The sequence below is a fragment of the Pseudidiomarina atlantica genome (genome assembly GCF_000753735.1).
Classification (GTDB): domain Bacteria; phylum Pseudomonadota; class Gammaproteobacteria; order Enterobacterales; family Alteromonadaceae; genus Pseudidiomarina; species Pseudidiomarina atlantica.
In genome coordinates, this window is sequence record NZ_JPIN01000012.1 from 121,582 (window position 1) to 147,855 (window position 26,274).

The following is a 26,274-nucleotide window of genomic DNA, read 5'->3' on the forward strand; positions in this document are numbered from 1 at the left end:
ATCGAGACTAGTAAGTCTCGACGTCCGTAACTTTACCGTCCTCTATTAAAACACAGGCCATTCCAATCGTTAGTTCACCCGTAACTGACTTACCTAAAACTTGAAGAAACTCGGTGAGCCATTCGTCATCCTGTTGCATGCATAGTGATCCTAGCCTCAACATGCTTAACTCATTTTGAATTGCAGCCTCTCCTTCGGCGATGATCTCTTGTTCCTTCGTCGGTAAACCAAACAAAGCGCGCCATTCCATAACTTTCTCTCCTTGGGCTTAGACACTGCCATCATGCTGCACTCGAGCGACAATTTCAGTTGCACACAATTCGCACATGAAATGACGTTTAACCTCGCCTTAAAATATGACTTTCGGAGCTCTCGGTAGGTTTGCCAAGAGCTATACTTATTAGACTCGTCACTTGCCAAAGTAAACATTTTTGATTACATTTTAACTTCATCACAAGGATGTGAAATGAAACAACGTGAATTTCAACGTTGGCTTCAACGACAGGGTGTCGAAATACGACAGGGCAAAAATCACTTAAAACTTTATTTCAGAGGAAAACAAAGTGTGATGCCACAACACCCGAGCAAGGAAATCGGCACTGCTTTACGCCAAGCCATTATCAAACAATTGGGGCTAGATAAATGCAATACCCAGTCATAATTGAGCCCGATGGTAACAATTACATGGCAAGCTTTCCGGATATTCCGGAGGCATTGACCTGTGGCAAAACTTATCAAGACGCCTTGCTTCAAGCCCAAGACGCGTTACTTACTGCCTTTGAGTTTTACTTTGAAGATCAACGTAGTGTGCCTTTACCTTCACCCGCACAGGGTCGAGATACGGTAAATGTACCGGCAAGTGTTTGGGTTAAGGTGCTAGTGCTAAATACAATGTTGGAGCAACGGATTAGCCAAGCTGAACTCGCTAAACGAATGGGAACACGTAAACAGGAAATGCAACGCGTGATCAATTTAGGGCATAATACCAAAATCGACACGTTGAACAGAGCACTAGAGGTCATGGGAAAACGCCTGCAGGTCTCTGTTGACTAAGCCTCACCCTCACACCCTACAACGAGAGTAACAACATGGGTCTTATCGTTAAGCTAGTCCTAGGTATTGTTTTTGGTATTTTAATCGGCTTGTACATGCCGGAGTGGTTCACGCAATTATTGCTCACCTTTAAAAGTCTGTTTGGTGAGTTACTATTTTTCACCATTCCACTATTAATTCTGTTCTTTATCACCAGCGGTATTGCTGGGCTGCCGCAGAATTCCGGCAAATTGTTGGGCCGCACGCTGGTGATTGCTTATCTCTCGACCATTGTGGCGGGCATCGCAGCTTATTTCATCGCGAGTTTAGTGGTCCCCATGCTAACCGCCGCTGGCACCGATGCTAGTACCGCTACACAAGTGCTTGAGCCCTTCATTACTATGGATATTCCGCCAGTGTTCGGCATCATGACGGCACTGGTTTTGGCCTTTATTTTTGGCTTAGGCATCGCCGCCACTCAGGCAACCGCGCTTAAGCAGCTGTCTGACCAAGGGCGAGATATCATCGAGCGCTTGCTGGCGAAAGTAATTATTCCGCTATTGCCGTTCTACATTGCCGGTGTCTTTGCCGGGATGGCGCATGCCGGAACTGTGTTCCAAACCCTGCAAACCTTCGGTGTCGTGCTGCTGATGGCAGTCGCATTACACTGGGTGTATCTCAGCGCTATGTACGTGCTCGCTGGCTTGCGTCAAGGCCGTAGCCCGCTAATGCTGATCAAGAACATGCTACCGGCCTACTTTACTGCCTTAGGCACCATGTCGAGCGCTGCAACCATTCCTGTAACGCTGCGCTGCGCGCGCGAGAACAAGGTGAACGACGACGTCGCGGATTTTGTCATTCCACTTTGCGCAACGACTCACTTAGCTGGCTCAACCATTACTATTGTCAGTTGCGCGCTGGCGGTCATGTTTCTCCATGATTCGCTAGCGATTCCCTCGTTTTTCACTATTTTGCCGTTTATCATGATGTTAGGTGTGGTCATGCTGGCAGCGCCAGGTGTGCCTGGTGGCGCGGTGATGTCTGCAGTAGGTCTACTCGGTTCTATGCTAGGCTTTGGTGAAACCGCTGTCGCGCTGATGATCGCCTTGTATATGGCGCAAGATAGCTTTGGTACCGCATGTAACGTCACAGGAGACGGCGCAATCGCGTTATTAGTGGATGACCGCAACAACAACTAAGTTCGCGCAATTTGGTTTTGACTACACCCGTTTCCGGTTCGGTATTCGAACCGGAAGCGCTGCCTGTTTGGCGTTATTCTTGGCCTGGGCACTTGGCCTAGAACATCCACAATGGGCTGCTATGACCGTTTGGTCGGTATCACAGCCTACCCGAGGCTTACTGCTAGAAAAGGCCGGCTATCGAGCGCTAGGTACCATTATTGGTACCACTGTCGGCATCCTCATCGTAACGCTGACGCTTGATGCGACCTTTTACGCTGGATTATTACTGACGCTGTGGGTCGTGGGTTGCGTCTACACCTCGACCTTGCTGCATGGTTTGATTTCCTATGGTGCCGTGCTGGCTGGCTACTCAGCTTCCATGGTGGTACTGCTAACGCGCACCACCGATGCGTTACTCCCGCTCGGCATCGACCGCATGATCACCGTGATGCTGGGTATCTTTACTGCCCTTATCATCGGCTATTTGTTCACTTATAAACGTGCTGAACAAACCCTCGTCAACCGTGTGCGTCGACACACTGCGGCGAACTTGCAACTACTTGCTAAAGCCTTTGCCCAAGGCAGTATTGATAAGTTACCGATCCACGAGCAGATCACCCAACTGGCGCACTTAGAAACCCAGCTTGCCGAGCACGGCACTGGTTCGCCTTCGGCGCATTTATCGGCGCGTTTGTTTCGACGCTTACTGAACGCGCAATTAGGTATTTTTGCACAACTGGAGACGCGCTATTTTAGCGGCGAAGGTTTAACTGCGTCAGAACCCCTCAGTGAGGCCCTGAACACCTGCGCGCAAGCCATTATTGATAATGACATCAACGCCATGCGCACAAGTATCGCAGCATTACAGCCTTTGGTTGTCGAAACACCGCTGGCCGCCGCTTTCGCCGAGTTTGAGCAAGCGGCAACGGAACGTCTAGCCTTCCGTGAAAGTGGCGCCGCCGCGCAATCGGTGCGTGCTCCTTCGGTGTTGTTGCATCGTGACTGGCGTGGCGCCAAAGAGACTGCGCTACGCACTTTTGCGGTGATGGGACTCATAAGCATGTTTTGGGCGATCACCGGCTGGCCGCAAATTGGCTTTTTGCTACTGGGTGCATCCGTAATGCTGACCCTATTTTCGACCGCAGAAAATCCGGCGAAGACCATGTATTACGTGTTCTTGGGACAAACGGCAGGCGCCAGCTTGGCATTGTTGATTCAAGCTTTCTTATGGCCGCATACCGACAGCATTTTCACCATGCTGCTGTGTTTATTACCGGTAGTGCTGTTGGCGGGAATCCCCATGGCGCATAACCGCACCGCACCGGGTTCGATGGACGCTATCTTAGTATTTCTACTGTTAATGCAGCCCAATTTGCATTATGAATTTGACGCTTTTCAATCGGTCAGTATTGCGCTTGCAGTTATCGCGGCACCACTGTTGGCCATGGCCAGTTATCGGTTGGTATTTCCGACCAATTTGCGAAGCCGCCAGCGACATTTGCTGCAAGCGCTGGAGCGTGAGTTAAACGAACTGAACGAACGTAAACTTTCGGAACAACAATTGCTGCGCTATCGTGCGCGCTTCTATCATCGCTTGTTTAAACTCTATCAAATCGCTGACAAGCTCGACTTCAACGCCAAACTAACGGCTGCTCGCTGGCTCATTCGGGTGCAGCAGGCACTTGATCAACAGACATAAAAAAAGCGCACTCAAGAGAGTGCGCTTGGCGTTCTAAAGACGTGCTCTTATTCCACTGTATTCGGCACAATCCGCAACTCAACGCGACGGTTTAGCTGACGCCCTGTTTCGGTTTCGTTGGTGGCCACCGGTTGCGTCTCACCAAAGCCCATAGTGGTTACGCGACGTGAATCCACCGCATTACCCACCAAATGGTTGCGCACCGCATTGGCACGGTTCAGCGACAATTGTTGGTTGTATTCCGCTGAGCCGGTGCTATCGGTGTGACCTTCAACGATCATCGTGGTTTTTTCGTACTGGTTCAAAACCCGTGCCACATCGTTCAGCACTGGATTGAAGTTCGACGCGATGACCGCACTGTCGGTGGCAAAGGTAATGTTACTCGGCAATTGCAAGCGAATGGTATCGCCATCTCGAATAACCTGTACGCCGCTACCCGATAGTTCTTCGCGGAATTGCTCTTCTTGACGGTCCATGTACGAGCCAATTGCACTGCCAGCCAGCGCTCCTACTGCAGCACCCCAAACATAGCGACTCTTGTCATGATCACCGGTGCCTTTACCAAGCAATGCACCCGCTACAGCACCAATGGCTGCGCCTTTTTGCGTATTGGTCATTGGTGTTTGACAACCAGCTACAAAAACAGCTGTTGCGGCAATAACTGGAATCCATTTGTTCATGACACAACCTCTTAATTAAGCAAATGAGTGTCTTTACAAAGTAGCATATGTGTAAGATTAGCGTATGCCCTTTACCAAAAATTAAGGCTCCAGCCGAATCAGTTGGCCGCTTTCGCTGTCGGTTAACACGTACACATGACCGTCTGCACTCACTGTGACCGCGCGCAAACGACTGCCGTCGGCGACCTCAATTTCATCAGCTAAGCGCCAGCCCTCGGGCGTTGGTGCAAACACTTGTAAGCGTTTACCGGCCAACTGCGTGACCAATAAGTGCCCTTGCCACTGCGCTAGCAAACTGTGTTGATACAGCGCCATATCCGATGGTGCCAGCGATGGCGTCCATTGATAGACCGGCTCGACAACGCCGGGCAGTTGCTGATAAGGCGTCACCATAGCCCCAGTGTAATCAATGCCGTAACTGACGATTGGCCAGCCGTAATTTTTGCCCGCCTGCAATCGGTTAATTTCATCTCCACCTTTAGGACCATGTTCATGCTGCCAGAGTGTATCCGTTTGCGCGTCGTAGACGATGCCCTGACTGTTGCGATGGCCGTAGCTAAAAATATACCCACCGGCTTTGTCTGGGAACGGGTTGTCAGCAGCGGCGCTGCCATCGGCGTTCATCCGCACTGTCTTGCCAAAGTGGTTACTGAGCACTTGCGCCTGTTCACGCCAGTCAAAGCCATCACCGAGAGTTAGTATCAAGGTATTATCCGCAAGCCAAGCCATGCGTCCACCATAGTGCGCTGCCCCCTCACGCTGCGCATCTGCGGCGAAAATTTGTTGCAGCTCCGTCACTCGTAAGGGGCGGGTTCGAGATAGCTCACCACGCGCTACACAGGTGGTATTAGCTTTCACCGTTCCGCAAGAATAACTGAAGTAGATTGCGCGACTTTCGGCAAAGTCAGGAGCCAAAGTTACCGCAAATAAACCGCTTTGCCCCGATACGAACAGCTCCGGCAATGCTAAGGGGATGTCATCGACAAAGCCAAGTTCAGAAATATGTTTAAAGCCCCCGTTGCGCTCAGTCACCAAAAAGCTACCCGGTTGTTCCGGTAGTTCAGTGAGGTCCCACGGATAGTTCAAGTCATTCGCCAACACCACTTCGTTCAGGGCTAGGCCTAGCAATAGCAGCATACTCATACCATCGGCTCCTCTAATTCACGGGGCGTTGGTCGCCACAGCCGATCAAACAACCAGCCGGCCAGTGCACCCGTTGCGGCCATCGCTAATAATCCCGTCCACTCACGAGTTGCCGCGATCAATGTTGGCATTGGCGCAATACTGTTGACCAATGTGAATGCCACCAATAAACCGACAAATCCGGCCACCACGAACCACCAGCGTTCGGCGGCACTGCGCCAACGCGCAAGCGCGGCTGCAAGCGGTAAAGCAACAATCATAACAGCAGCAACAATTGCAGCGAAAATTGGCGAAAAATGAGTAATATCGTGAATTATCGTCGAAATTCTGACATCGAACGGAACAGGAACAGATAGCGCAACAAGCGCGGCCAAATTGAATTGGGTTTGAATAATGCTGCCAACAATGGCGGCTCCTACTACGGCTATCACAAAGGCGATTAAAGTACGCAGCATGCCACCTCCGGCGTGGGATTAATTAAAAAGAAACGCTTAGCCAATCGTCCTGTGCATTGAACTGCAGGCTTTGCACTTGGTCATCACGCTCAATATTGACCAAATTCTGTTGCTCCGTCCACAATTCTTGCAGTGCTTTTTGTTTCACGCGCAGACCGTTTAGTGCGGTTGGCATGGCGACCTCCTGATAAACCCAAAAATCGCGTCCTTCAACCTGATAGCCCACGCTCTCTAACGTTAACGGCTGCCCATCTGCGGTTTGCAAGGCAAAGGCTTCCAACACATACGCAGCAAACAGTGCGCGGGTTTCTTCATCGGTGTGAATATCGGCCTGCTTTTTATTAAACAATTCGCCAACGGCGTGCTCAGCATCATGCAACACAAAGCGATGCATAATCTCAATATTGCCTGTACGCTCGTTAAATAGAATGGTCGTAACCCCAGACTTGAGTTGGTGGGCAGCTAAGCTACCCACCCAACACAAGGCGACGGCCAGCAAAAAGAACTTAGTTCTCATCGCTCTCCTCGTCTTCAGCCGCTTCAGATTTCAATTTAGTTTTGGCTTCTTGCATCAAGTCACGACTGATGTGATCGGTGCCACGGGTTGCTTTAAACGCTTCAATCCGTGATTCGATAAAGCGGCGCGGATAATAGTTGTTGGCGATATCCACGTCTGCAGTTTCCCAGTTCGGGTCTACCGCAAAGCTCACCACTTCTTTATCGGTCACAATCAACTTACTCACCTGCTTGGCGTTACGACGCCAAATCTCAGCTGGAATGTGATAACTGTCAGTACTGCCATCAGCATAGGTCATTTCCAACAAAATCGGCATCACCAAACCACCGACGTTCGAGAAGTCGAGCACATAGTAGTTTTTGTCTTCGGCCACCGCACGATCAAACACGCGACGCTCCCAAGGCTCAAGCTTTTCGAGGAACGACTGATAGGCGTTGCGTTGCTTGTTCGTCACCGTAAAGCGATCGTTGTCGTCGTGGAAATCGCGTACATCTGGGTTCATTTCTACCCACGTTTTGCGACCTTCGGCTTCATTACGCTGCACAAAGTACGAGACTGGCTTTTCAGCTTCAGCTTCACGATGACGCTGCCAATCAATATCTGGGTCTTCTGTGTCTAAGCGCAATTTATAAACCCGATCCAGGCTCAAATCGACATGATCGGTAGTGTAGAACCAACCGCGCCAGAACCAGTCAAGATCTACCCCTGAAGCTTCTTCCATAGTGCGGAAAAAGTCAGCTGGCGTTGGACGCTTGAACATCCAACGCTGCGCAAATTCGCGGAAAGCGAAGTCAAAGAGTTCACGACCCATGACTACTTCGCGCAAGATATTCAATGCTGCAGCTGGCTTCGTGTATGCATTTGGACCTAAGCGCAACACACTGTCCGACTGGGTCATAATCGGTACTTGTACCGATGACTTCATATAATCAATGATGCCGCGAGGCTCAACACCCCATGGAATCTGGGGATCCCATTCACGCCCTGCAACGCCGTCGAGGAAACTATTAAGGCCCTCATCCATCCAGGTCCATTGGCGCTCGTCAGAGTTCACAATCATCGGGAAGTAAATGTGACCAATCTCATGAATCACCACTCCGATCAAAAAGCGCTTCTCCGCCAGTGAATAAGTGCGTGTACCATCATCTTGCAGCTCTGTACGCGGACCATTAAAGGTGATCATCGGGTATTCCATGCCACCAACCGGACCATTCACCGATTGCGCAGTTGGATACGGATAATCGAACGAGAAACGACTATAAACTTCCATAGTGTGAATGACCGATGCGGTCGAATATTTCTTCCACAAGTCGCCACCCTCTTTCGGATAAAATGACATGGCCATGACTTCTGGCTGTACGTCACCACCTTGCTGATAGCCTTGCGCATCCCAGATGAACTTACGCGAGGACGCCCACGCAAAATCACGCACGTTGTCGGCTTTGAATCGCCACACTTTACGCTCATCGGTACCGGCTTTCTCGTTCTCCAATGCTTCCTCTTCGGTAACAACAAACACTGGCGCATCAGCCGTACGGGCTTGCTCTAAACGCTCACGTTGCTCAGCTGTAAGCACTTGCCGCGGGTTCTGCAAGACACCACTGGCAGACACAATATGATCTGCTGGAACATCGATGCTGACCTCAAAATCACCAAATTCCATGGTGAATTCGCCGCTGCCTAAGAATTCTTTATTAGTCCAGGCTTCGTAGTCAGTAAATGCTGTCACGCGTGGGTACCACTGCGCGATTAGGAAGATATCGTTACCACCTTCGCGGGCATCGTCAGGGAAGTGCTCATAACCCGCACGAGCGCCAACCGCGTCTTCTTCAACGATGTTATAACCGAAGTCGATGGCGATTTCGGTCTTTTCACCTGGTGCCAAAGGCTCCGGTAAATCAACCCGCATGTTGGTGCCGACAATAGTGAAGCTCAACGCGTCACCACCATCAGCTGCAACTTTCTTGATTTCAAAACCAAGTTCGTTATCACTCATGAACTGCTGTCGACGCAATTGTCCAAGCGATAATCGTGCCGGTTTATCAATACCGTTCAAATCGACGTCAGGGCGGCTGCCAAAGGTATCGGTACGCTCAGCTATAGAATCATTGCGAAAGATGTTTTGATCTAAATGAAACCAAATGTATTTCAGCGTGTACGGAGAATTGTTGTGATAAGTAATAGTTTCAGAGGCATCGAGACGACGCTTCTCTTCATCTAAGCGAACGTTGATTTCATAATCAGCGCGCTGTTGCCAATAGTTTTCACCTGGTTCACCGGCCGCACTGCGATAAACGTTGGGGGTTGGAAGCACTTCATCAAGTTGACGAAACTTGTCTTCGTAGTCGCCTTTGGTCTGTTTGATCGCCGAAGCATAGACATCACCCATACCAAAACTGACTACGGCAACAGCTGCTACCGAAAGCCAAATACTCGAACGCTGCATAGTAATTCTCTTTTTGCTGAAATAATGAATGAAAAGTATCAAACTTCAGGCATCATCACCATCGCATTGGTCGTAAAAAGTTTCCTTTTGTCGCTTCTTGTGCTTTACATTAAAGTAACACGGAAAAATAAGAACAATAGTGGATCCTGAAGTTGCACACGAGACCTCTACATTCATTTGCCAGTAGCTCATTTCGCTATTTTTCCTTGATATGCCTGTGGCTACTGGTTTGGTGGGCTGCTCGACTACTCGAATACCAACCCTATATTAGCCTTTGGTATCCGCCTGCTGGTTTGTCACTCGCTACTTTTATACTCATTGGTCGCCGCGGTTTTCTACCGATACTTGCTGCAACCCTGTGCGCTGGCATGTGGATGTATTTAGAGCAATCACAACCGCCGCCGCTCGGTACACAACTCTGGAATAGCCTCATTCTTGGCTCTGCGCATACCCTTGCCTACGCCATCGGTGGTTTCTATTTTCATGCCACCATTGGCAAATGGGAGCTTCACCAAGCTCCTCAACGGGTGTTGTCTTTTCTCTCAATTATCATTCTGACAACCCTGCTCGGCACTTGGTCTGGGCTTACCGGTTTCTATTTAATCGGCGGCATGAGCGCCGACAATATTGCCAGTAGCTGGCTCCTCTGGTGGATTGGCGACTTAGCCGGGGCGTTGGTGTTAACACCCTTTTTCATCCTAGTGTTATCACGGATCTGGGATTACGACTCAAGTTGGTTACGGCCACTGACCGTCAAGCGCAGCCATATGCCTTTATGGCAACATCTATGGCACCGTAAGCTATTTATCATGATCGCAATTGTCGGCCTGGTGATTACCTCTGATTACTACTACAACCATCCGGCCGTGGCCTACTTCATCTTTTTTGTCAGCTTGCCGCAAATGTGGATTGTTTTTACCGAGTCACTCGAACGAACCTTGGTGAGTCTTGCGATAATTAGCTTAGTGATTGCCCTTTGGTTCGGCTTTTACGGCGTCGACGAACATGCACTCACCTACCAATTTGCCCTATGTGTGATTGCTGCAAATGCCTACTTTGGACTATCTGTTCCATCATTATTGCAGCAAAATCGCGATCTTGAACAACAAACTAGAATCGACAACCTAACCCAAGTTGCCAGTCGCGCACACTTCTTTAAACTCGCCGAACGTCAATTACAGGGCCGGCGTGACTCAGATTTTCCACTCGCTTTAGTGGTTTTCGATCTCGACGCATTTAAAGCGATTAACGACCAGTATGGGCATCTTGTTGGCGACCAAGCCTTAGTGTTGGCGGCACAAACCATTCGTGCCTTGATCCGCCAAAGCGATTTACTCGGGCGCTTTGGCGGTGACGAATTCCTGCTGTTATTGCACGATCAAGATCTGCAACAAGCCCATGAGACCGTTGATCGCCTCCGCCAAAGCTTACCTGCGGTAGCTACACCCAAAGGATCGGTGCAACTCTATGCGAGCTTCGGCATTGTCGAAATTAGCCACAACGAGACCTTACAAGACGCCTTACAACGTGCCGATAGCGCCTTGTTACAAGCTAAACGCAAAGGCCGCAATCAAGTGGTATCATAAGCATCATTAACGTCTTCAAATATCGACAGAGTAAGTCTTATGCCAACTATCGACATCCTTGTTGCAACCACCTCTGGCAACACTGAGTATTTAGCTGATCAACTCAGCGAACAACTACAAAACGCAGGTTTCCAAACCCGCATGCATTACGAACCTGATTACGGTGAATTAATCGGCGCACTCGACGCTGAGAGTATCTGGTTAGGCTGTGTCGCTAGCCATGGTGCTGGTGAATACGCCGATAGCATGCTTGATTTTGCTGCCGATCTGCACCGTAAACTGCCGTCACTGGTTGATCTCCGTTATGCCGTTATTGCCGTAGGTGACAGTTGCTACGATACCTACTGCGCAGCAGGCCGTGATTTTGATCAATTACTGGAAAAATGTGGTGCCAAACGGCTGATTCCAACCCTTGAAATTGATATGTCGCAAGACGATCCGGAGAAAAAAGCATCAACATGGTTAGGATCTATACTGACGCATCTGTGAGTAAAGCCTGTATAAGATCATCTGAGATCTGTAGATACTCACTGTACAACTATGTGTATAACTCTAGCTGTGGATAAACACCTAAGTTATCCACCGGTTGATCAGAACAAGGATCAGGTATTGATCACAGTTTAATGGATCGTTTTGATCCTTGATCCAATTGACTTGCAGTCGGTTATCCACAGAATTCTCAATGCTAGTAGTAATAGCAATAAAAGATCTAAACAAAAGATCCTTTTCTTTTTTTAATGATCTTTAAAGCCTTTTCGTCAAAAATGAAAAAGCACTAGTGAACGAAATTTAACCGTTTCGATCTAAGCCATTTAGCGTTAAACTATACGGCTACATTTTTTCACTTAGGTTATCTGGAAAGCTTTATGTCAAACCACGCTTCTTACCATCAGCATTACGACGTTATTGTCGTTGGTGGAGGACATGCCGGCACCGAAGCAGCGCTTGCTGCAGCTCGCATGGGCTGTCAAACATTGTTGCTGACGCACAATATCGAGACACTGGGACAAATGTCATGTAACCCAGCCATTGGTGGTATTGGTAAAGGTCATTTGGTGAAAGAAATTGATGCCCTAGGCGGTGCCATGGCAATAGCTGCTGATCGTGCAGGGATTCAATTTCGCACGCTCAATTCATCGAAAGGCCCAGCAGTTCGAGCCACACGTGCCCAAGCTGATCGCGTGCTGTACAAAGCTGCCATTCGTAATCTACTTGAAAATCAAGAAAACCTAAGTTTGTTCCAGCAAGCCTGCGATGACTTGATCGTCGAAAATGATCGTGTCGTTGGTGTGGTCACTCAAATGGGTTTGAAATTCAGTGCGAAAACCGTTGTTTTGACCGTAGGGACGTTTTTAGGCGGACAAATTCACATTGGTTTGAATAATTATCAAGGCGGACGTGCAGGCGATCCTCCAGCCAATGCTTTGGCCAAACGCTTACGTGAGTTACCACTACGAGTGGACCGGTTAAAAACCGGTACACCGCCGCGGATTGACGCCAAATCGATCGATTTTTCAGTGATGCAAGAACAGCCTGGTGACACACCCACGCCGTTGTTCTCGTTTATGGGCAAACCTGAAGATCATCCGCAGCAAATTAGTTGCTACATCACGCACACTAACGAACGTACCCACGATGTTATTCGTGGTGGTCTGGATCGTTCGCCGATGTATTCCGGTGTTATTGAGGGTGTCGGTCCGCGCTATTGTCCGTCGATCGAAGACAAAGTCATGCGCTTTGCCGACAAGAACTCGCATCAGATCTTCGTTGAACCTGAAGGATTGAATACTCATGAAGTCTATCCAAATGGTATCTCAACCAGTTTGCCGTTTGACGTGCAAGTAGAATTGGTGCGTTCGATCAAAGGCTTCGAAAATGCGCATATTACGCGCCCTGGTTACGCCATCGAATACGATTATTTTGATCCTCGTGATCTGCAGCAGACGCTGGAAACCAAATACATTCAAGGTTTGTTCTTTGCTGGGCAAATTAACGGTACCACGGGCTACGAAGAAGCCGGTGCACAGGGTTTGGTTGCAGGTCTCAATGCTGCTTTGCAAGCGCAAGACAAAGAACCATGGGCACCACGTCGTGATAATTCATACATGGGCGTATTGATCGACGATCTTTCAACCTTAGGCACCAAAGAGCCCTATCGGATGTTCACTTCACGTGCTGAATACCGCTTGTTGCTACGCGAAGACAATGCCGATATGCGTTTGACCGAACAAGGTCGTAACTTGGGCTTAGTCGATGATGCACGCTGGGCACGATTCAACGAAAAAATGGAAGCCATCGCACAAGAGCAACAACGGTTGCGCAGCACTTGGATCCACAAAGATCATCCAGCTGTAACGGCGGTAAACGAGTTGGTGAAAACGCCAATCACCAAAGAGGTCAACGGAGAAGATTTACTCCGTCGGCCAGAAATCACTTACGCTGCGATGATGCAAATTAGCGATTTAGGCCCCGGCTTGAGCGACCAAGAAGCCGCTGAACAAGTTGAAATTCAAACCAAATACGCTGGTTATATTGCGCGTCAGCAAGATGAAATTGCGAAACAATTACGTCACGAAAACACCAAGTTACCGTTGAACTTCGACTATGCCAGCATCAAGGGCTTGTCGAACGAAGTTATCGCCAAATTGAACGCGCATCAGCCCGAGACTGTCGGCAAAGCGGCACGTATTTCGGGGATCACACCGGCGGCTATTTCGATGCTGTTGGTGCATTTGAAAAAACAAGGGTTGCTACGGAAAAGCGCATAAGCATGCAAGCAAAATTAGCTCAACTTATTGATGCTGCTGGTCTTGATATCCCGGCAGTGCAACAGCAACAACTGTTGCAATTGGTCGCCTTGCTCGACAAATGGAATAAGGCTTACAATTTAACTTCAGTGCGCGATCCGCAGCAAATGCTCAGTCGCCATATTGTCGATAGTTTGGTAGTGTTACCGCATCTACAGGGTAAACGCTTTATCGATGTCGGCACCGGGCCTGGTTTACCAGGATTACCGCTGGCCATCGTCTGTCCTGATCGCGAATTTGTATTGTTAGATAGCTTAGGCAAGCGCATTCGTTTTATCCGCCAGGTCTGTCACGAGCTGGGGCTTAAGAATGTTAAAGCGGTGCAAAGTCGAGTGGAAGATTACCAAGACCCGACTAAATTTGATGGTGTGATAAGTAGAGCCTTCGCCTCGCTTAGTGATATGCTCACTTGGTGTGCGCACTTACCTTCTGCTGAAGGCGCATTTTATGCCTTGAAAGGCATCTATCCCGAAGCAGAAATAGCGGCTTTACCAGCCAACTATACTGTGACCGACGTCATTCCACTTAAAGTGCCAGACGTCGCTGCCGAGCGTCATTTACTTATTATAAAAACAAGAGGTTAGCGTCACGTGGGTAGAATCATTGCAATCGCAAATCAAAAAGGCGGCGTCGGTAAGACGACCACTGCAGTGAATTTGGCTGCCTCGATGGCGGCAACCCGACGCAAAGTATTGCTCATCGACTTAGATCCGCAAGGTAACGCCACTATGGGGAGTGGTGTCGACAAGTATGAAGTCGAGAATACAGCTTACGAACTGTTAGTCGATCAGAAGCCAGCGAGCGAAGTTATCGTTACCGAAACCAATGGTAAATATGACCTTGTTGCCGCCAATGGCGACGTCACCGCCGCTGACGTCAAGCTCATGGAAACCTTTGCACGTGAGCAACGCTTAGCCAATGCGCTGAAACCGGTGCAAGACAACTACGATTTTATTTTTATCGATTGCCCGCCTTCACTCAGTATGTTGACCGTCAATGCGATGGCGGCTGCCGACTCTGTATTGGTGCCGATGCAGTGTGAATATTACGCCCTTGAAGGCCTCACAGCGCTCATGGACACCATTGAACGCCTTGCTGAAGCGGTGAATCCACGATTACAAATCGAAGGCATTCTGCGCACCATGTACGATCCGCGTAACCGTCTGGCCAATGACGTTTCCGAGCAGTTGAAGGCGCACTTTGGTGCGAAAGTCTATCGTACCGTGATTCCACGCAATGTGCGCTTAGCTGAAGCACCAAGCTTCGGCGCGCCTGCCATGTATTATGACAAGTCGTCGACAGGCGCCAAAGCCTATCTTTCGCTAGCTGGTGAACTCATTCGCCGCGCAGAACAATTAAAAAAAGCCGAATCAGCGGCTGAAGCCTGAGGGAAGCAAGCACTATGTCTGCCAAAAAACGAGGACTTGGACGCGGATTAGATGCGTTACTGACCACTAGCAAGCATGCACGTGATCAAGAACAAAGCAGTGATGACGCAGTCAAGGATGTTGACCTGACCAAAGGTGAACTGCAGAAACTGCCCATCGAATTTTTGCAACCAGGTAAATACCAACCACGCAAAGATATGTCGCCTGAGGCGCTTGAAGATCTCGCCGCCTCGGTGAAAGCGCAAGGCATCATTCAACCGATAGTGGTGCGTGAGTTAGAAACCGATAAATACGAGATCATTGCCGGTGAGCGCCGTTGGCGTGCAGCTCAAATGGCGCGTCTAAGCGAAGTTCCTTGCTTAGTGAAAAGCGTGCCTGATGAAGCCGCAGTAGCCATTGCGCTGATTGAAAACATTCAGCGTGAAGATTTAAATGCAATGGAAGAAGCAACGGCGTTGCAGCGTTTGCTCGATGAATTCCAACTTACCCATCAAGAAGTAGCGGATGCTGTTGGTAAATCACGCGCGACCGTCACCAACCTGTTGCGTTTGAATAATTTAGAACAAGAAACCAAAACTCTCCTTGAACGTGGCGATATTGAACATGGCCACGCCAAACTTCTGCTTGCACTGCAAGGCGAACAACAAAGCGAGATCGCGCGCACTATTGCCGCTAAAGCAATGACCGTGCGGGAAGCTGAGAAGCTCGTCCGTTTGACCTTAGAGCCGAAAAAACCGACCGCTCCGAAACAGCCAGACGCTGATATTCAGCGCCTTGAGCAACGTTTAAGTGAGCGCTTAGGTGCAGCTGTTGCGATTAATCACGGCCGCAAAGGTAAAGGTAAAGTGGTGATTAATTACAGTAGTTTAGACGAACTCGATGGCATCCTTACGCACTTTCAATTAAGTGAAGACGCCTAAAGCAGTTTGCATTTTGTTGCAATTAGAGCGCAAATCTTTATACTATCGCGGGCTTTTACCTTGAGGTTCTTAGCCCGTGAGTGTGACGTTAAATAGCGCCGGAAAACAACTAGCGATAAAGCTATTGCGAGCCCAAGCAGGAACAATTTTTCTGCTGGCCTGTTTCTTTTCCATGGCGACCTCATACGAATATTTTTGGGGTGTTGTTGGCGGCGGCATGGCCGTGATGATTCCAACCGCACTCTTTGCATGGCGCGCTTTTGCTGCAGGCGGCGCGCGGGCGGCAACGCAAGTCGTCAGCAATTTTTTTGCCGGTGAAGCATTAAAAATAATCTTTACCGTAGTGTTGCTCGTAGCACTGTTGGTGTTTACAACGCTCCCGCTAGTAGCGGTTTGTAGCGGCTACATCGCAGTTCTGATCGTGCAATGGCTAGCACCGATTTTGTTTTTAAAATCAACTTAAAATTGTGGGAATTAAGATGGCTGCAGAAGAGTTAACGCTCCAAAGCCACATTCAGCACCACTTGACGAACGCTAAAATGTGCATGACCGATGACGGTTTTGCCTTTAATAAAGCGTGTAGTGAAGCCGGGTTCTGGACGTGGCATATTGACACACTCGCTTGGTCTATCGGACTGGGCATTCTGTTCTTGATGATATTCCGTAGCGCGGCGAAAAAAGCGAACACCGGTGTACCTGGCAAGCTCCAGTGTTTCATCGAAATGATCGTTGAATTCGTATCTGACAACGTGCGCGATACCTTCCACGGCAAGAGTAAATTGATCGCGCCATTGGCGTTGACCATCTTCGTCTGGGTCTTCCTGATGAACCTGATGGACTTGATTCCGGTCGACTTCTTACCTGCGTTTGCCGGTTGGACCGGAGAAACCTTCTTCGGCGTCGACTCTCACGACGTGTACATGAAGATCGTACCAACTACCGATATCAACATGACAGCGGCATTGGCACTGGGTGTATTCTTATTGATGATTGGCTACGGTATCCGCATGAAAGGTATCGGTGGGTTCATCAAAGAGCTTACTTTGCATCCGTTCAACTCTAGCAACACCTTTGTACAAATCTTATTGATTCCGTTCAACTTGTTGCTTGAAACCATCGCGTTAGTAGCGAAGCCATTCTCGCTCGCGCTGCGTCTGTTCGGTAACTTGTATGCGGGTGAATTGATCTTCATCTTGATTGGTGCCATTGGCCTATTGCAGTTGCCATTGCACTTCGTTTGGGCGGTATTCCATATTCTGGTAATCGTGCTGCAAGCGTTCGTATTTATGATGCTGACCATCGTTTACTTAAGTATGGCTAGCTCAGAAAGTCACTAGTTTTGGTATTAACTTTTATTTTTAACTTCAACCTTTGAAATATCGGAGAAAACAATGGAACTAATGTTAGGTCTTAAATATATCGCTGTAGCACTTTTGATCGGTTTCGGTGCAATCGGTACTGCAGTTGGTTTCGGTAACATGGGTGGTAAATTCTTGGAAGCGTGTGCACGTCAGCCAGAATTAGCGCCTTCTCTGCAAGTTAAAATGTTCATCTTGGCGGGTCTGATCGATGCGGTAGCAATGATCGGTGTTGGTATCGCCATGGTTCTGTTGTTCGTTCTGTAAGGCTCGTTACATCATTTCGAACAACTGAACGAATAGGAGGGTGGGTCTATGAGTTTAAATATGACCCTGATCGGTGAATTAATCGCGTTTATCGTCTTCGTGCTGTTCTGCATGAAGTTTGTTTGGCCACCGCTGAACAATGCGATTGAAGCTCGTCAGAAGAAAATTGCCGACGGCCTTGCTGCTGGTGAAAAAGCTGAGAAGCGTCTTGAAGAAGCGCAGGCTAAAGTAGCTGACGAACTTAAAGACGCGAAAGCGCAAGCTGCTGAAATCATCGCCCAAGCGAAAAAACGCGCGGACGAAACGATTGAAGAAGGCAAAAAGCGTGGTGAGCAAGAGCGCGAGAAAATCGTTGCTGCTGGTCACGCCGAAGTCGACGCAGAGCGTAACCGTTTACGTGAAGAATTGCGCAAGCAAGTGGCGGTACTTGCCGTTGCTGGTGCAAGCAAAATCATTGAGCGTGAAATTGATAAAGACGCTCACAGTGACATCGTTGAAAAACTGGTCGCTGAACTCTAACCAAAGGGGTTTGTGCAAATGTCAGAATTGACTACGGTTGCTCGCCCCTATGCAAAAGCAGCTTTTGATTTTGCATTAGAGAAAGGCGCTATCGAAAAATGGCATGAGATGATCGCTTTTGCTGCTGCGGTAGCAGAAGACGAAGTAATGTCAGCCTTTTTGAGTAGCGCCGAAACGCTAGAGAAAAAAGTCGACGTTTTCATTAATGTCTGTGGTGAACAACTGGACCAAAACGGCCAGAATTTTGTCCGCTTAATGGCAGAAAACGAACGCTTAAAGGCATTACCAGCTGTGGTACAGCTCTACGCTGACCTTCGCGCCGAATACGAGAAGGAAGTGACAGTAGAGGTGACCGCTGCGACTGAATTGACGCAGCAACAGCAGGACAATCTAGCGCAAACGTTGGAAAAACGTTTTTCACGCAAAGTTAAGCTGAATTGCAGTGTCGATGCAGCGATTGTCAGTGGCTTATACATTAAAGCTGGTGACACCGTTATTGACGGTACGGTGCGCGGTAAGCTCGAACGGCTTGCCCACGCACTGCAATCCTAATTGGGGACTTGAGCATGCAACTGAATTCAAATGAAATCGCAGAGCTGATCAAAAAACGAATTGAACAGTTCGAAGTGGTCAGTGAAGCTCGTAACGAAGGTACTATCGTTTCTGTAACCGACGGTATCATCCGCATTCATGGCCTTGCTGATTGTATGCAAGGTGAAATGATTGAGCTTCCTGGCAATCGTTACGCTATCGCGTTGAACTTAGAACGTGATTCTGTAGGCGCCGTTGTTATGGGTCCATATGCGGACCTGCAAGAAGGCGTAAAAGTAAAATCAACTGGCCGTATCTTGGAAGTACCAGTAGGTCGCGCTCTGTTAGGTCGTGTCGTAAACACCCTAGGTGAGCCAATCGATGGTAAAGGTCCAATTGATGCGGAAGGTTTTGAACCTGTTGAGAAAATCGCACCTGGCGTTATCGAACGTCAATCGGTTGATCAGCCAGTTCAAACTGGTTACAAATCAATTGACGCGATGATTCCAATCGGTCGTGGCCAGCGTGAGTTGGTGATCGGTGACCGCCAAACCGGTAAGACCGCGTTGGCCGTTGACGCCATCATTAACCAGAAAAACACTGGCATCAAGTGTGTGTACGTTGCTATCGGTCAGAAAGCATCGACCATCGCTGCGGTGGTTCGCAAACTTGAAGAGCACGGTGCGTTAGAAAACACCATCGTAGTTGCAGCATCTGCTTCTGAATCAGCAGCGTTGCAATACTTGGCAGCCTACTCTGGTTGTACCATGGGTGAATTCTTCCGTGACCGCGGTGAAGACGCGTTGATCGTCTACGATGACTTGTCGAAGCAAGCTGTTGCTTATCGTCAAATTTCATTGTTGCTACGTCGTCCGCCAGGTCGTGAAGCTTACCCTGGTGACGTATTCTACCTCCACTCACGCCTACTTGAGCGTGCAGCACGAGTGAATGCTGACTACGTTGAAAAATACACCAACGGTGAAGTGAAAGGCCAAACCGGTTCGTTGACCGCGTTGCCAATCATCGAAACCCAAGCAGGTGACGTATCGGCATTCGTACCGACCAACGTTATCTCCATCACCGACGGTCAGATCTTCCTAGAAACTGACTTGTTCAACGCCGGTATCCGCCCTGCTGTTAACGCAGGTATCTCGGTATCGCGTGTAGGTGGTGCTGCACAGACCAAGATCATTAAGAAACTTGGTGGTGGTATTCGTTTGGCCTTGGCCCAGTATCGTGAACTTGCGGCGTTCGCCCAGTTTGCTTCTGACCTTGATGAAGCAACACGCGCACAGCTAGAACACGGTCAGCGCGTCACTGAGCTGATGAAACAGAACCAATATGAGCCAATGAGCGTTGCGGACATGGCTGTGTCTATCTTCTCGGCTGAAAAAGGCTATTTGAAAGATGTGGCACAAGACAAGATCCTCGACTTCGAACGTGCATTAATCGGCTACATGCGTAGCGAGCACGCCGATCTGATGGCTGATATTGATAAAACTGGCAACTATAACGACGACATCGAAGCCAAGTTGCATGAAGGCTTAAAAACCTTCAAACAAACGCAAACTTGGTAAACCGAAGTGGCCACATCGAAAGAGTGGCCACACGTCGTTGAGTTAACAGGAGATTATCATGGCCGGCGGTAAAGAGATAAAAACCAAGATCGGGAGTATTAACAATACTCAGAAGATCACCAGCGCAATGGAGATGGTTGCTGCGTCAAAAATGAAAAAGGCGCAGGAACGGATGGCTTCAAGCCGCCCGTATGCCGACAGCATTCGCAAGGTGATCGGCCATGTTGCCCACGCTAACTTGGAATACAAGCATCCGTTCCTAGAAGAACGCGAAGTGAAACGAGTTGGCTACATTGTGATTTCAACTGACCGCGGTTTGTGTGGCGGCTTGAACACCAACGAATTTAAAGCGGTGGTGAAGCATGCTAAAGCACAACAAGATAACGGCGTCGAAGTTGATTTTGCAGCTATTGGCAGCAAGGCAACGGGTTTCTTTAAACGCTTTGGAGGCCGTTTACTCGCACAAACGTCAGGACTTGGTGACAAGCCTAGCGTGAATGATGTGCTCGGTACGGTACAAGTCATGCTAGATGCGTTCGATAAGGGCAGCATCGACCGTCTTTACGTGGTGTACAACAAGTTTGTCAACACCATGAAGCAAGAGCCAACGATAGCGCAAATGCTACCGTTGCCAAAAGCTGACGGTGAAGAGCGTGAACGCGTACAGTCAGGTAGCTGGGACTACTTGTACGAGCCAGATCCACAGTCAATTCTTGATACCTTGATTCGTCGTTTCGTTGAATCAACCGTGTACCAAGGTGTAGTGGACAACATTGCGAGTGAGCAGGCAGCGCGGATGGTGGCAATGAAAGCCGCTACCGACAACGCCGAAGACCTCATCGATCAGTTGCAATTGGTGTACAACAAAGCACGCCAGGCAGCGATTACGCAGGAAATTTCGGAAATTGTATCGGGCGCCGAAGCGGTTTAAGGCGAAGCTTGCAAGAATTTTAGAGTTAGAGGAAATGTCATGAGTCAAGGTAAGGTCGTGCAAATAATTGGCGCCGTTGTGGATATCGAATTTCCACAATCGTCAGTGCCAAAGGTCTACGACGCGCTGAAGGTGACCGACGGTGACCTCAAGGGTCTGACCCTGGAAGTACAGCAGCAGTTAGGCGGCGGTATCGTGCGCGCAATCGCACTTGGTACTACCGACGGATTGCGTCGTAGCACTAGCGTTGAAAATACCGGTGAACCTATCATGGTACCAGTGGGTAAACAGACCCTCGGTCGTATCATGAACGTATTAGGTGACCCGATTGATGAAGCGGGTGACATCGGCGAAGAAGAGCGCATGTCAATTCACCGCGCTGCACCTTCGTATGAAGAACAGTCAAACGCGACTGAACTTTTGGAAACAGGTATCAAAGTTATCGACTTGATTTGCCCGTTCGCCAAAGGTGGTAAGGTCGGTCTGTTCGGTGGTGCCGGTGTAGGTAAAACCGTAAACATGATGGAGTTGATCCGGAACATCGCAATCGAACACAGCGGCTACTCAGTATTCGCAGGTGTTGGTGAGCGTACCCGTGAAGGTAACGACTTCTATCACGAGATGAAAGATTCAAACGTCCTCGACAAAGTAGCATTGGTCTACGGTCAGATGAACGAGCCTCCAGGTAACCGTTTGCGCGTCGCGTTGACCGGTTTGACCATGGCAGAGAAGTTCCGTGACGAAGGTCGTGACGTCTTGTTCTTCGTAGATAACATCTATCGTTACACCCTAGCCGGTACTGAGGTATCTGCATTGTTGGGTCGTATGCCATCAGCGGTAGGTTATCAGCCTACACTTGCTGAAGAGATGGGTGTATTGCAAGAACGTATTACTTCAACCAAGACCGGTTCAATCACCTCAATCCAAGCGGTATACGTACCTGCGGATGACTTGACTGACCCTTCACCAGCGACCACTTTCGCGCACTTGGATGCGACAGTTGTATTGTCACGTGATATCGCGTCTTTGGGTATCTACCCAGCGGTTGACCCACTCGATTCAACTTCACGTCAGTTGGACCCGTTAGTGATCGGTAAAGAACACTACGAGACAGCCCGTGGCGTACAGTCGGTGTTGCAGCGTTACAAAGAACTGAAAGACATCATCGCGATCTTGGGTATGGACGAATTGTCAGAAGAAGACAAGATGACCGTATCACGTGCGCGTAAGATTCAACGTTTCTTGTCGCAGCCGTTCTTCGTTGCCGAAGTATTCACCGGTTCACCTGGTAAATACGTTGCATTGAAAGACACCATTGCTGGCTTTAAAGGCATCTTAAACGGTGATTACGACGACCTTCCAGAACAAGCGTTCTACATGGTTGGCAGCATCGAAGAAGCGGTCGAAAAAGCCAAGAAAATGTAAGAACCGGGAGGTTTAAATGGCAGCAAAAACTGTACACCTTGACGTGGTCAGCGCTGAAGACAGTTTGTTTACTGGCGCCGTTGAGACCGTGCAAGTGACCGGTAGCGAAGGTGAGTTGGGTATTTACCCTGGTCACGCGCCGTTAATCACGAAAATCAAACCAGGTATGGTGCGGGTCGTGAAGCAAGGCGGTGATGAAGAAATCATCTACGTTGCGGGTGGTGTGCTGGAAGTGCAGCCTCACAACGTCACGGTTCTGGCTGATACAGCGGTTCGCGGTGAAGAGCTTGATGAACAACAAGCGCTTGAAGCGAAAAAACGCGCTGAAGCAGCAATCGCCGATTCAAGTTCGGACCTCAGCTACGCAGAAGCGGCTGCCGAACTTGCGCGGGCGTTGGCACAATTGCAGATTATTCGCAAAATCCGCAAATAATTTGCTCCAGCCGAGTACATGATAAAGCCCAGCCTTGTGCTGGGCTTTTTGTTTGTGCAAATATTCTGCAAAGTCGCTAAGCTTAGGCGCTACAACGCTATTTTTCGCCTGTTAATTTACTGTAATGGCGTTAAAATAGAGCACTAACTATTAACCACCAACAAATGGAAGGATTCATGTCTTTGAGTGTAGTGGTACTTGCCGCCGGCAAGGGCACCCGCATGCGTTCAGCATTGCCAAAAGTGTTGCATCCTGTTGCCCATAAACCCATGGTGCAACATGTGATCGATAGCGCTCGTCAGCTTGATGCGAATGCCATTCATGTGATTTACGGCCATGGTGCCGAGGCGCTTCTTGAGCGGCTTGGTGGGCAGCAACTTAATTTCGTCGAACAAGCAGAGCAATTGGGTACCGGCCACGCCGTGCAGCAAGTATTGCCGTATCTGAACGACGATGAACACGTATTGATTTTGTGTGGCGACGTACCACTTACGCGTGTTGAAACCTTACAAAAGCTCGTTGAGGTGGGAAAAGCCACTGATTTTGCCATTCTTACCGTGGATGTCCCCGACCCGACTGGCTACGGCCGCATGATTCGCGACAGCAAAAATGCCATCGTCGGCATTGTTGAACATAAAGACGCGTCAGCCGAGCAACTCCAAATTACCGAAATTAATACCGGCATCATGATGGCCAGTGGTAAAGCGTTAAAACGTTGGTTGAGTCAGCTCTCCAATGATAATGCGCAAGGTGAATATTACCTCACTGACATCGTGCAAATGGCGGCCGCGGAAAACGTGGAGATTGCTTACGCTCAGCCGCAGGAGTTTGCTGAGGTGCAAGGGGTGAACAATCGTCAGCAGCTGGCAATGTTAGAGCGGGCTTATCAGTTACGCCAAGCCCAGCAATTGATGGTTGACGGTGCCACCCTGCTCGACCCTGCGCGTGTGGACGTGCGTGGCTCAGTAAAAATTGCCAATGATGTGGTCATCGACGTAAACGTTATTTTTGAAGGTGAAGTGGAACTGGGCGAAGGGGTTGTGATCGAAAGCAACTGTATCTTGCGAAATTGCCGCATTGGCGCGCATACCCAAATTAAGTCACACAGCATTGTTGAGCAAGCGGACGTGGCTGAGCGTTGTGAGGTTGGCCCTTACGCGCGTTTGCGCCCAGGGTCAGTGCTTGCCGAGGGTGCGAAAGTCGGTAATTTTGTCGAAATGAAAAAGACCCGCCTAGGCAAAGGTTCAAAGGCCAATCATTTGACCTATCTGGGCGATGCAATTGTCGGTGATGGCGTCAATATTGGCGCTGGCACTATCACGTGCAACTACGATGGCGTCAATAAATCGGTAACTGAAATCGACGATGGCGCATTCATAGGTTCAAACAGTTCATTAGTCGCGCCCGTACGCGTAGGTAAACAAGCCACCGTCGGTGCTGGCTCAACTATTACCAAAAACGTCGAGGATGACGAATTGGGCATTGCGCGCGGTAAGCAACGCAACATTACGGGCTGGCAACGGCCACAGAAAAAGGGATAAGCAGTATGTGTGGGATTGTAGGTGCAACTTCTGAGCGCCGTATCAGCGAAATTCTATTAGAGGGCCTCAAACGCCTTGAGTACCGTGGTTATGACTCTGCCGGTTTAGCGGTATTGAGCGAAGACGGCCGCATTGAAACTGTTCGTCGCACGGGCAAGGTGCAAGCATTGAAAGACGCCGTGGGTGAACATCCGCTAGCGGGCACCACGGGTATTGCTCATACCCGTTGGGCGACGCATGGTGGGGTTACCGAAGCCAACGCCCACCCGCATGTTTCGAATAACTGTATTGCCGTGGTGCATAACGGCATTATTGAGAATCACGACAAGTTACGCGAGCAACTGCGCGCGTTGGGTTACCAATTCCAATCGGATACCGATACTGAAGTGATCTGCCACTTGGTGCATCACGAGCAGAAATCGCACAGTGATTTATTTGCAGCGGTACAGGCTGCCGTGAAGCAGCTTGAAGGTGCCTATGGCACCGTGGTGATGGATTGCCGTGAGCCGGGCCGTCTGGTGGTCGCCCGTTCAGGCAGTCCACTGGTGATTGGCCTGGGTATTGGCGAGAACTTCATCGCTTCTGACCAATTGGCGCTGTTACCGGTCACGCACACCTTCATGTACCTCGAAGAAGGTGACATGGCGGACATTACGCGTACTGACGTGAAAGTCTATGACGCCAAAGGTCAACGCGTTGAGCGAGCGATCCACGAGTCAGACGGTCAATACGATGCTGGTGGTAAAGGTAATTATCGCCACTTCATGCTGAAAGAGATCCACGAACAACCAGCGGCGGTACGTAACGCCCTCGAAGGCCGTTTGGTCGAAGGACGTGTGGCCGAGAATGCTTTTGGCGAAGGTTCGATGCAGTTGCTGAAAGACATTGAACACGTGCAAATTGTCGCCTGTGGTACTTCTTACCATGCGGGCATGGTGGCGCGTTATTGGCTCGAATCGTTAGCGGGAGTGTCGTGCAATGTCGAAATTGCTTCTGAATTCCGCTATCGCCAGTCGCACGTGCATGCCAACAGTTTGTTGGTGACCATTTCGCAGTCAGGCGAAACGGCAGATACCTTAGCGGCATTGCGCTTGTCGAAAGAGCTTGGCTATAAAGGCTCATTAACCATCTGTAACGTTGCTACGTCTTCCATGGTGCGTGAGTCAGACTTAGCCTACATGACCCGCGCAGGTACTGAAATTGGCGTCGCTTCAACGAAAGCCTTCACCACCCAATTGGTAGGTTTACTGATGTTGGTGTTAGCGCTGGGCCAATCACGCGGCCTGAGCGGTGATAAACAACAACAAATCGTAGCGAGTCTGAAAACGCTACCGGCGAAACTCGAAGAAGCGCTACTGCTGAGTGATGACATTGAAGCTTTAGCGCCAGAATTTGCTGACAAATATCACAGCTTATTCCTTGGTCGTGGTTCGCAATACCCGATTGCAATGGAAGGTGCGTTGAAGCTGAAAGAGATCTCGTACATTCATGCCGAAGCGTATGCCGCAGGCGAGCTTAAGCACGGTCCATTGGCACTGATTGACGCCGAGATGCCGGTTATCGTGGTTGCACCGAATGACGAGCTGCTCGAGAAGCTCAAATCAAATGTCGAAGAAGTGCGCGCCCGTGGCGGTATCATGTATGTATTCGCCGATCGCGATGCCCACTTCAAGAGTGACGACACCATGCGCGTGATGAACGTTGGCCACTGCGATGAACTCATCGCCCCAATCGTTTACACCATCCCATTGCAGTTGCTGTCGTACTACGTTGCCATCATCAAAGGCACCGACGTCGATCAGCCGCGCAACCTTGCTAAATCGGTAACGGTGGAGTAA

Annotated in this window: 27 protein-coding genes; 21 read left to right on the top strand and 6 right to left on the bottom strand. The window is 49.4% G+C overall.

All coding sequences use genetic code 11. The features are described from left to right. Positions 1-7 precede the first annotated feature (7 nt). Positions 8-250 (bottom strand): hypothetical protein, encoded by a 243-nt coding sequence (locus IDAT_RS10875; RefSeq protein ID WP_034733540.1) that lies wholly within the window; start codon positions 248-250, stop codon positions 8-10. A gap of 216 nt (positions 251-466) precedes the next feature. Here IDAT_RS10875 and IDAT_RS10880 point away from each other — a divergent pair, with 216 nt between their 5' ends. The 4 genes from IDAT_RS10880 to IDAT_RS10895 are packed head-to-tail and all read left to right on the top strand — an operon-like array spanning position 467 to position 3,912. Further along, positions 467-661 (top strand): type II toxin-antitoxin system HicA family toxin, encoded by a 195-nt coding sequence (locus IDAT_RS10880; protein WP_034733542.1) that lies wholly within the window; start codon positions 467-469, stop codon positions 659-661. Further along, positions 643-1,053, top strand: a complete 411-nt coding sequence (locus IDAT_RS10885) for a type II toxin-antitoxin system HicB family antitoxin (RefSeq protein ID WP_034733544.1) — start codon at positions 643-645, stop codon at positions 1,051-1,053. The genes IDAT_RS10880 and IDAT_RS10885 overlap by 19 nt, the downstream gene beginning before the upstream one ends. A gap of 35 nt (positions 1,054-1,088) precedes the next feature. Next, positions 1,089-2,231: a dicarboxylate/amino acid:cation symporter gene (locus tag IDAT_RS10890; RefSeq protein ID WP_034733546.1), complete on the top strand. Its 1,143-nt coding sequence runs from the start codon at positions 1,089-1,091 to the stop codon at positions 2,229-2,231. Then, entirely contained in the window at positions 2,212-3,912 is a 1,701-nt protein-coding gene (locus IDAT_RS10895) for an FUSC family protein (protein ID WP_034733548.1), read from the top strand. The genes IDAT_RS10890 and IDAT_RS10895 overlap by 20 nt, the downstream gene beginning before the upstream one ends. Before the next feature lie 47 nt (positions 3,913-3,959). On the opposite strand, the gene IDAT_RS10900 is transcribed toward IDAT_RS10895, so the two are convergent. The 5 genes from IDAT_RS10900 to IDAT_RS10920 all read right to left on the bottom strand — a co-directional run bounded on the left by IDAT_RS10900 (position 3,960) and on the right by IDAT_RS10920 (position 9,096). After that, positions 3,960-4,592: a YiaD family glycine zipper/OmpA-like lipoprotein gene (locus tag IDAT_RS10900; RefSeq protein ID WP_034733551.1), complete on the bottom strand. Its 633-nt coding sequence runs from the start codon at positions 4,590-4,592 to the stop codon at positions 3,960-3,962. An 81-nt stretch (positions 4,593-4,673) separates the two neighbouring features. After that, entirely contained in the window at positions 4,674-5,735 is a 1,062-nt protein-coding gene (locus tag IDAT_RS10905) for a PQQ-dependent sugar dehydrogenase (RefSeq protein ID WP_034733553.1), read from the bottom strand. After that, positions 5,732-6,190, bottom strand: a complete 459-nt coding sequence (locus IDAT_RS10910; protein ID WP_051986748.1) for a hypothetical protein — start codon at positions 6,188-6,190, stop codon at positions 5,732-5,734. Before IDAT_RS10910 ends, IDAT_RS10905 begins: the two co-directional genes overlap by 4 nt. 22 nt (positions 6,191-6,212) lie before the next feature. Then, positions 6,213-6,707 carry a DUF6702 family protein gene (locus tag IDAT_RS10915; protein ID WP_034733555.1) on the bottom strand — a complete coding sequence of 165 codons (495 nt, stop codon included), beginning with the start codon at positions 6,705-6,707 and terminating at the stop codon, positions 6,213-6,215. Continuing rightward, entirely contained in the window at positions 6,697-9,096 is a 2,400-nt protein-coding gene (locus IDAT_RS10920; protein ID WP_425277398.1) for a M1 family metallopeptidase, read from the bottom strand. Before IDAT_RS10920 ends, IDAT_RS10915 begins: the two co-directional genes overlap by 11 nt. 209 nt (positions 9,097-9,305) lie before the next feature. On the opposite strand from IDAT_RS10920, the gene IDAT_RS10925 reads away from it, so the two are divergent. The 17 genes from IDAT_RS10925 to glmS all read left to right on the top strand — a co-directional run bounded on the left by IDAT_RS10925 (position 9,306) and on the right by glmS (position 26,274). Continuing rightward, entirely contained in the window at positions 9,306-10,739 is a 1,434-nt protein-coding gene (locus tag IDAT_RS10925; RefSeq protein ID WP_034733559.1) for a GGDEF domain-containing protein, read from the top strand. A gap of 39 nt (positions 10,740-10,778) precedes the next feature. Beyond that, positions 10,779-11,228, top strand: a complete 450-nt coding sequence (locus IDAT_RS10930) for a flavodoxin domain-containing protein (RefSeq protein ID WP_034733560.1) — start codon at positions 10,779-10,781, stop codon at positions 11,226-11,228. A gap of 377 nt (positions 11,229-11,605) precedes the next feature. Further along, positions 11,606-13,507, top strand: a complete 1,902-nt coding sequence (mnmG, locus tag IDAT_RS10935; protein WP_034733561.1) for a tRNA uridine-5-carboxymethylaminomethyl(34) synthesis enzyme MnmG — start codon at positions 11,606-11,608, stop codon at positions 13,505-13,507. A gap of 2 nt (positions 13,508-13,509) precedes the next feature. Continuing rightward, positions 13,510-14,130: a 16S rRNA (guanine(527)-N(7))-methyltransferase RsmG gene (gene rsmG / locus IDAT_RS10940; RefSeq protein WP_034733562.1), complete on the top strand. Its 621-nt coding sequence runs from the start codon at positions 13,510-13,512 to the stop codon at positions 14,128-14,130. Between the two features lie 6 nt (positions 14,131-14,136). Beyond that, entirely contained in the window at positions 14,137-14,934 is a 798-nt protein-coding gene (locus IDAT_RS10945) for a ParA family protein (RefSeq protein WP_034733563.1), read from the top strand. 14 nt (positions 14,935-14,948) lie between these two features. Next, on the top strand, positions 14,949-15,854 hold the full coding sequence (locus tag IDAT_RS10950) for a ParB/RepB/Spo0J family partition protein (RefSeq protein WP_034733564.1): 906 nt from the start codon (positions 14,949-14,951) through the stop codon (positions 15,852-15,854). 76 nt (positions 15,855-15,930) lie between these two features. Further along, positions 15,931-16,317 (top strand): ATP synthase subunit I, encoded by a 387-nt coding sequence (locus tag IDAT_RS10955; protein ID WP_034733565.1) that lies wholly within the window; start codon positions 15,931-15,933, stop codon positions 16,315-16,317. A 16-nt stretch (positions 16,318-16,333) separates the two neighbouring features. Beyond that, complete coding sequence (gene atpB, locus IDAT_RS10960) at positions 16,334-17,191, top strand: F0F1 ATP synthase subunit A (protein WP_034733566.1); 858 nt, start codon at positions 16,334-16,336, stop codon at positions 17,189-17,191. A 54-nt stretch (positions 17,192-17,245) separates the two neighbouring features. Further along, positions 17,246-17,479, top strand: a complete 234-nt coding sequence (gene atpE, locus IDAT_RS10965) for a F0F1 ATP synthase subunit C (RefSeq protein WP_034733567.1) — start codon at positions 17,246-17,248, stop codon at positions 17,477-17,479. A gap of 48 nt (positions 17,480-17,527) precedes the next feature. After that, positions 17,528-17,998: a F0F1 ATP synthase subunit B gene (atpF, locus tag IDAT_RS10970; RefSeq protein WP_034733569.1), complete on the top strand. Its 471-nt coding sequence runs from the start codon at positions 17,528-17,530 to the stop codon at positions 17,996-17,998. Between the two features lie 18 nt (positions 17,999-18,016). Beyond that, complete coding sequence (gene atpH, locus IDAT_RS10975; RefSeq protein ID WP_034733571.1) at positions 18,017-18,550, top strand: F0F1 ATP synthase subunit delta; 534 nt, start codon at positions 18,017-18,019, stop codon at positions 18,548-18,550. A gap of 14 nt (positions 18,551-18,564) precedes the next feature. Continuing rightward, positions 18,565-20,106 carry a F0F1 ATP synthase subunit alpha gene (atpA, locus tag IDAT_RS10980; RefSeq protein ID WP_034733572.1) on the top strand — a complete coding sequence of 514 codons (1,542 nt, stop codon included), beginning with the start codon at positions 18,565-18,567 and terminating at the stop codon, positions 20,104-20,106. Between the two features lie 58 nt (positions 20,107-20,164). Next, on the top strand, positions 20,165-21,037 hold the full coding sequence (gene atpG, locus IDAT_RS10985) for a F0F1 ATP synthase subunit gamma (RefSeq protein ID WP_034733575.1): 873 nt from the start codon (positions 20,165-20,167) through the stop codon (positions 21,035-21,037). A 39-nt stretch (positions 21,038-21,076) separates the two neighbouring features. Further along, positions 21,077-22,462, top strand: a complete 1,386-nt coding sequence (gene atpD / locus IDAT_RS10990) for a F0F1 ATP synthase subunit beta (protein WP_034733578.1) — start codon at positions 21,077-21,079, stop codon at positions 22,460-22,462. Positions 22,463-22,478: 16 nt separating this feature from the next. Further along, complete coding sequence (locus IDAT_RS10995) at positions 22,479-22,895, top strand: F0F1 ATP synthase subunit epsilon (protein ID WP_034733580.1); 417 nt, start codon at positions 22,479-22,481, stop codon at positions 22,893-22,895. A 176-nt stretch (positions 22,896-23,071) separates the two neighbouring features. After that, on the top strand, positions 23,072-24,436 hold the full coding sequence (glmU, locus tag IDAT_RS11000; RefSeq protein WP_034733581.1) for a bifunctional UDP-N-acetylglucosamine diphosphorylase/glucosamine-1-phosphate N-acetyltransferase GlmU: 1,365 nt from the start codon (positions 23,072-23,074) through the stop codon (positions 24,434-24,436). Between the two features lie 5 nt (positions 24,437-24,441). Next, a complete protein-coding gene (glmS, locus tag IDAT_RS11005; RefSeq protein ID WP_034733583.1) occupies positions 24,442-26,274 on the top strand; it encodes a glutamine--fructose-6-phosphate transaminase (isomerizing) in 1,833 nt (610 codons plus the stop codon).

Bases quoted from the DNA above. Each gene is read 5' to 3' on its own strand.
- IDAT_RS10880 (WP_034733542.1), top strand. From the start codon at position 467: ATGAAACAACGTGAATTTCAACGTTGGCTTCAACGACAGGGTGTCGAA.
- glmU (WP_034733581.1), top strand. From the start codon at position 23,072: ATGTCTTTGAGTGTAGTGGTACTTGCCGCCGGCAAGGGCACCCGCATG.
- atpD (WP_034733578.1), top strand. From the start codon at position 21,077: ATGAGTCAAGGTAAGGTCGTGCAAATAATTGGCGCCGTTGTGGATATC.
- IDAT_RS10910 (WP_051986748.1), bottom strand. From the start codon at position 6,190: ATGCTGCGTACTTTAATCGCCTTTGTGATAGCCGTAGTAGGAGCCGCC.
- IDAT_RS10875 (WP_034733540.1), bottom strand. From the start codon at position 250: ATGGAATGGCGCGCTTTGTTTGGTTTACCGACGAAGGAACAAGAGATC.
- rsmG (WP_034733562.1), top strand. From the start codon at position 13,510: ATGCAAGCAAAATTAGCTCAACTTATTGATGCTGCTGGTCTTGATATC.
- mnmG (WP_034733561.1), top strand. From the start codon at position 11,606: ATGTCAAACCACGCTTCTTACCATCAGCATTACGACGTTATTGTCGTT.
- IDAT_RS10900 (WP_034733551.1), bottom strand. From the start codon at position 4,592: ATGAACAAATGGATTCCAGTTATTGCCGCAACAGCTGTTTTTGTAGCT.
- IDAT_RS10885 (WP_034733544.1), top strand. From the start codon at position 643: ATGCAATACCCAGTCATAATTGAGCCCGATGGTAACAATTACATGGCA.
- atpE (WP_034733567.1), top strand. From the start codon at position 17,246: ATGGAACTAATGTTAGGTCTTAAATATATCGCTGTAGCACTTTTGATC.
- glmS (WP_034733583.1), top strand. From the start codon at position 24,442: ATGTGTGGGATTGTAGGTGCAACTTCTGAGCGCCGTATCAGCGAAATT.
- atpG (WP_034733575.1), top strand. From the start codon at position 20,165: ATGGCCGGCGGTAAAGAGATAAAAACCAAGATCGGGAGTATTAACAAT.
- IDAT_RS10920 (WP_425277398.1), bottom strand. From the start codon at position 9,096: ATGGGTGATGTCTATGCTTCGGCGATCAAACAGACCAAAGGCGACTAC.
- atpF (WP_034733569.1), top strand. From the start codon at position 17,528: ATGAGTTTAAATATGACCCTGATCGGTGAATTAATCGCGTTTATCGTC.
- IDAT_RS10890 (WP_034733546.1), top strand. From the start codon at position 1,089: ATGGGTCTTATCGTTAAGCTAGTCCTAGGTATTGTTTTTGGTATTTTA.
- IDAT_RS10905 (WP_034733553.1), bottom strand. From the start codon at position 5,735: ATGAGTATGCTGCTATTGCTAGGCCTAGCCCTGAACGAAGTGGTGTTG.
- IDAT_RS10950 (WP_034733564.1), top strand. From the start codon at position 14,949: ATGTCTGCCAAAAAACGAGGACTTGGACGCGGATTAGATGCGTTACTG.
- atpA (WP_034733572.1), top strand. From the start codon at position 18,565: ATGCAACTGAATTCAAATGAAATCGCAGAGCTGATCAAAAAACGAATT.
- atpH (WP_034733571.1), top strand. From the start codon at position 18,017: ATGTCAGAATTGACTACGGTTGCTCGCCCCTATGCAAAAGCAGCTTTT.
- IDAT_RS10915 (WP_034733555.1), bottom strand. From the start codon at position 6,707: ATGAGAACTAAGTTCTTTTTGCTGGCCGTCGCCTTGTGTTGGGTGGGT.
- IDAT_RS10895 (WP_034733548.1), top strand. From the start codon at position 2,212: ATGACCGCAACAACAACTAAGTTCGCGCAATTTGGTTTTGACTACACC.
- atpB (WP_034733566.1), top strand. From the start codon at position 16,334: ATGGCTGCAGAAGAGTTAACGCTCCAAAGCCACATTCAGCACCACTTG.
- IDAT_RS10995 (WP_034733580.1), top strand. From the start codon at position 22,479: ATGGCAGCAAAAACTGTACACCTTGACGTGGTCAGCGCTGAAGACAGT.
- IDAT_RS10930 (WP_034733560.1), top strand. From the start codon at position 10,779: ATGCCAACTATCGACATCCTTGTTGCAACCACCTCTGGCAACACTGAG.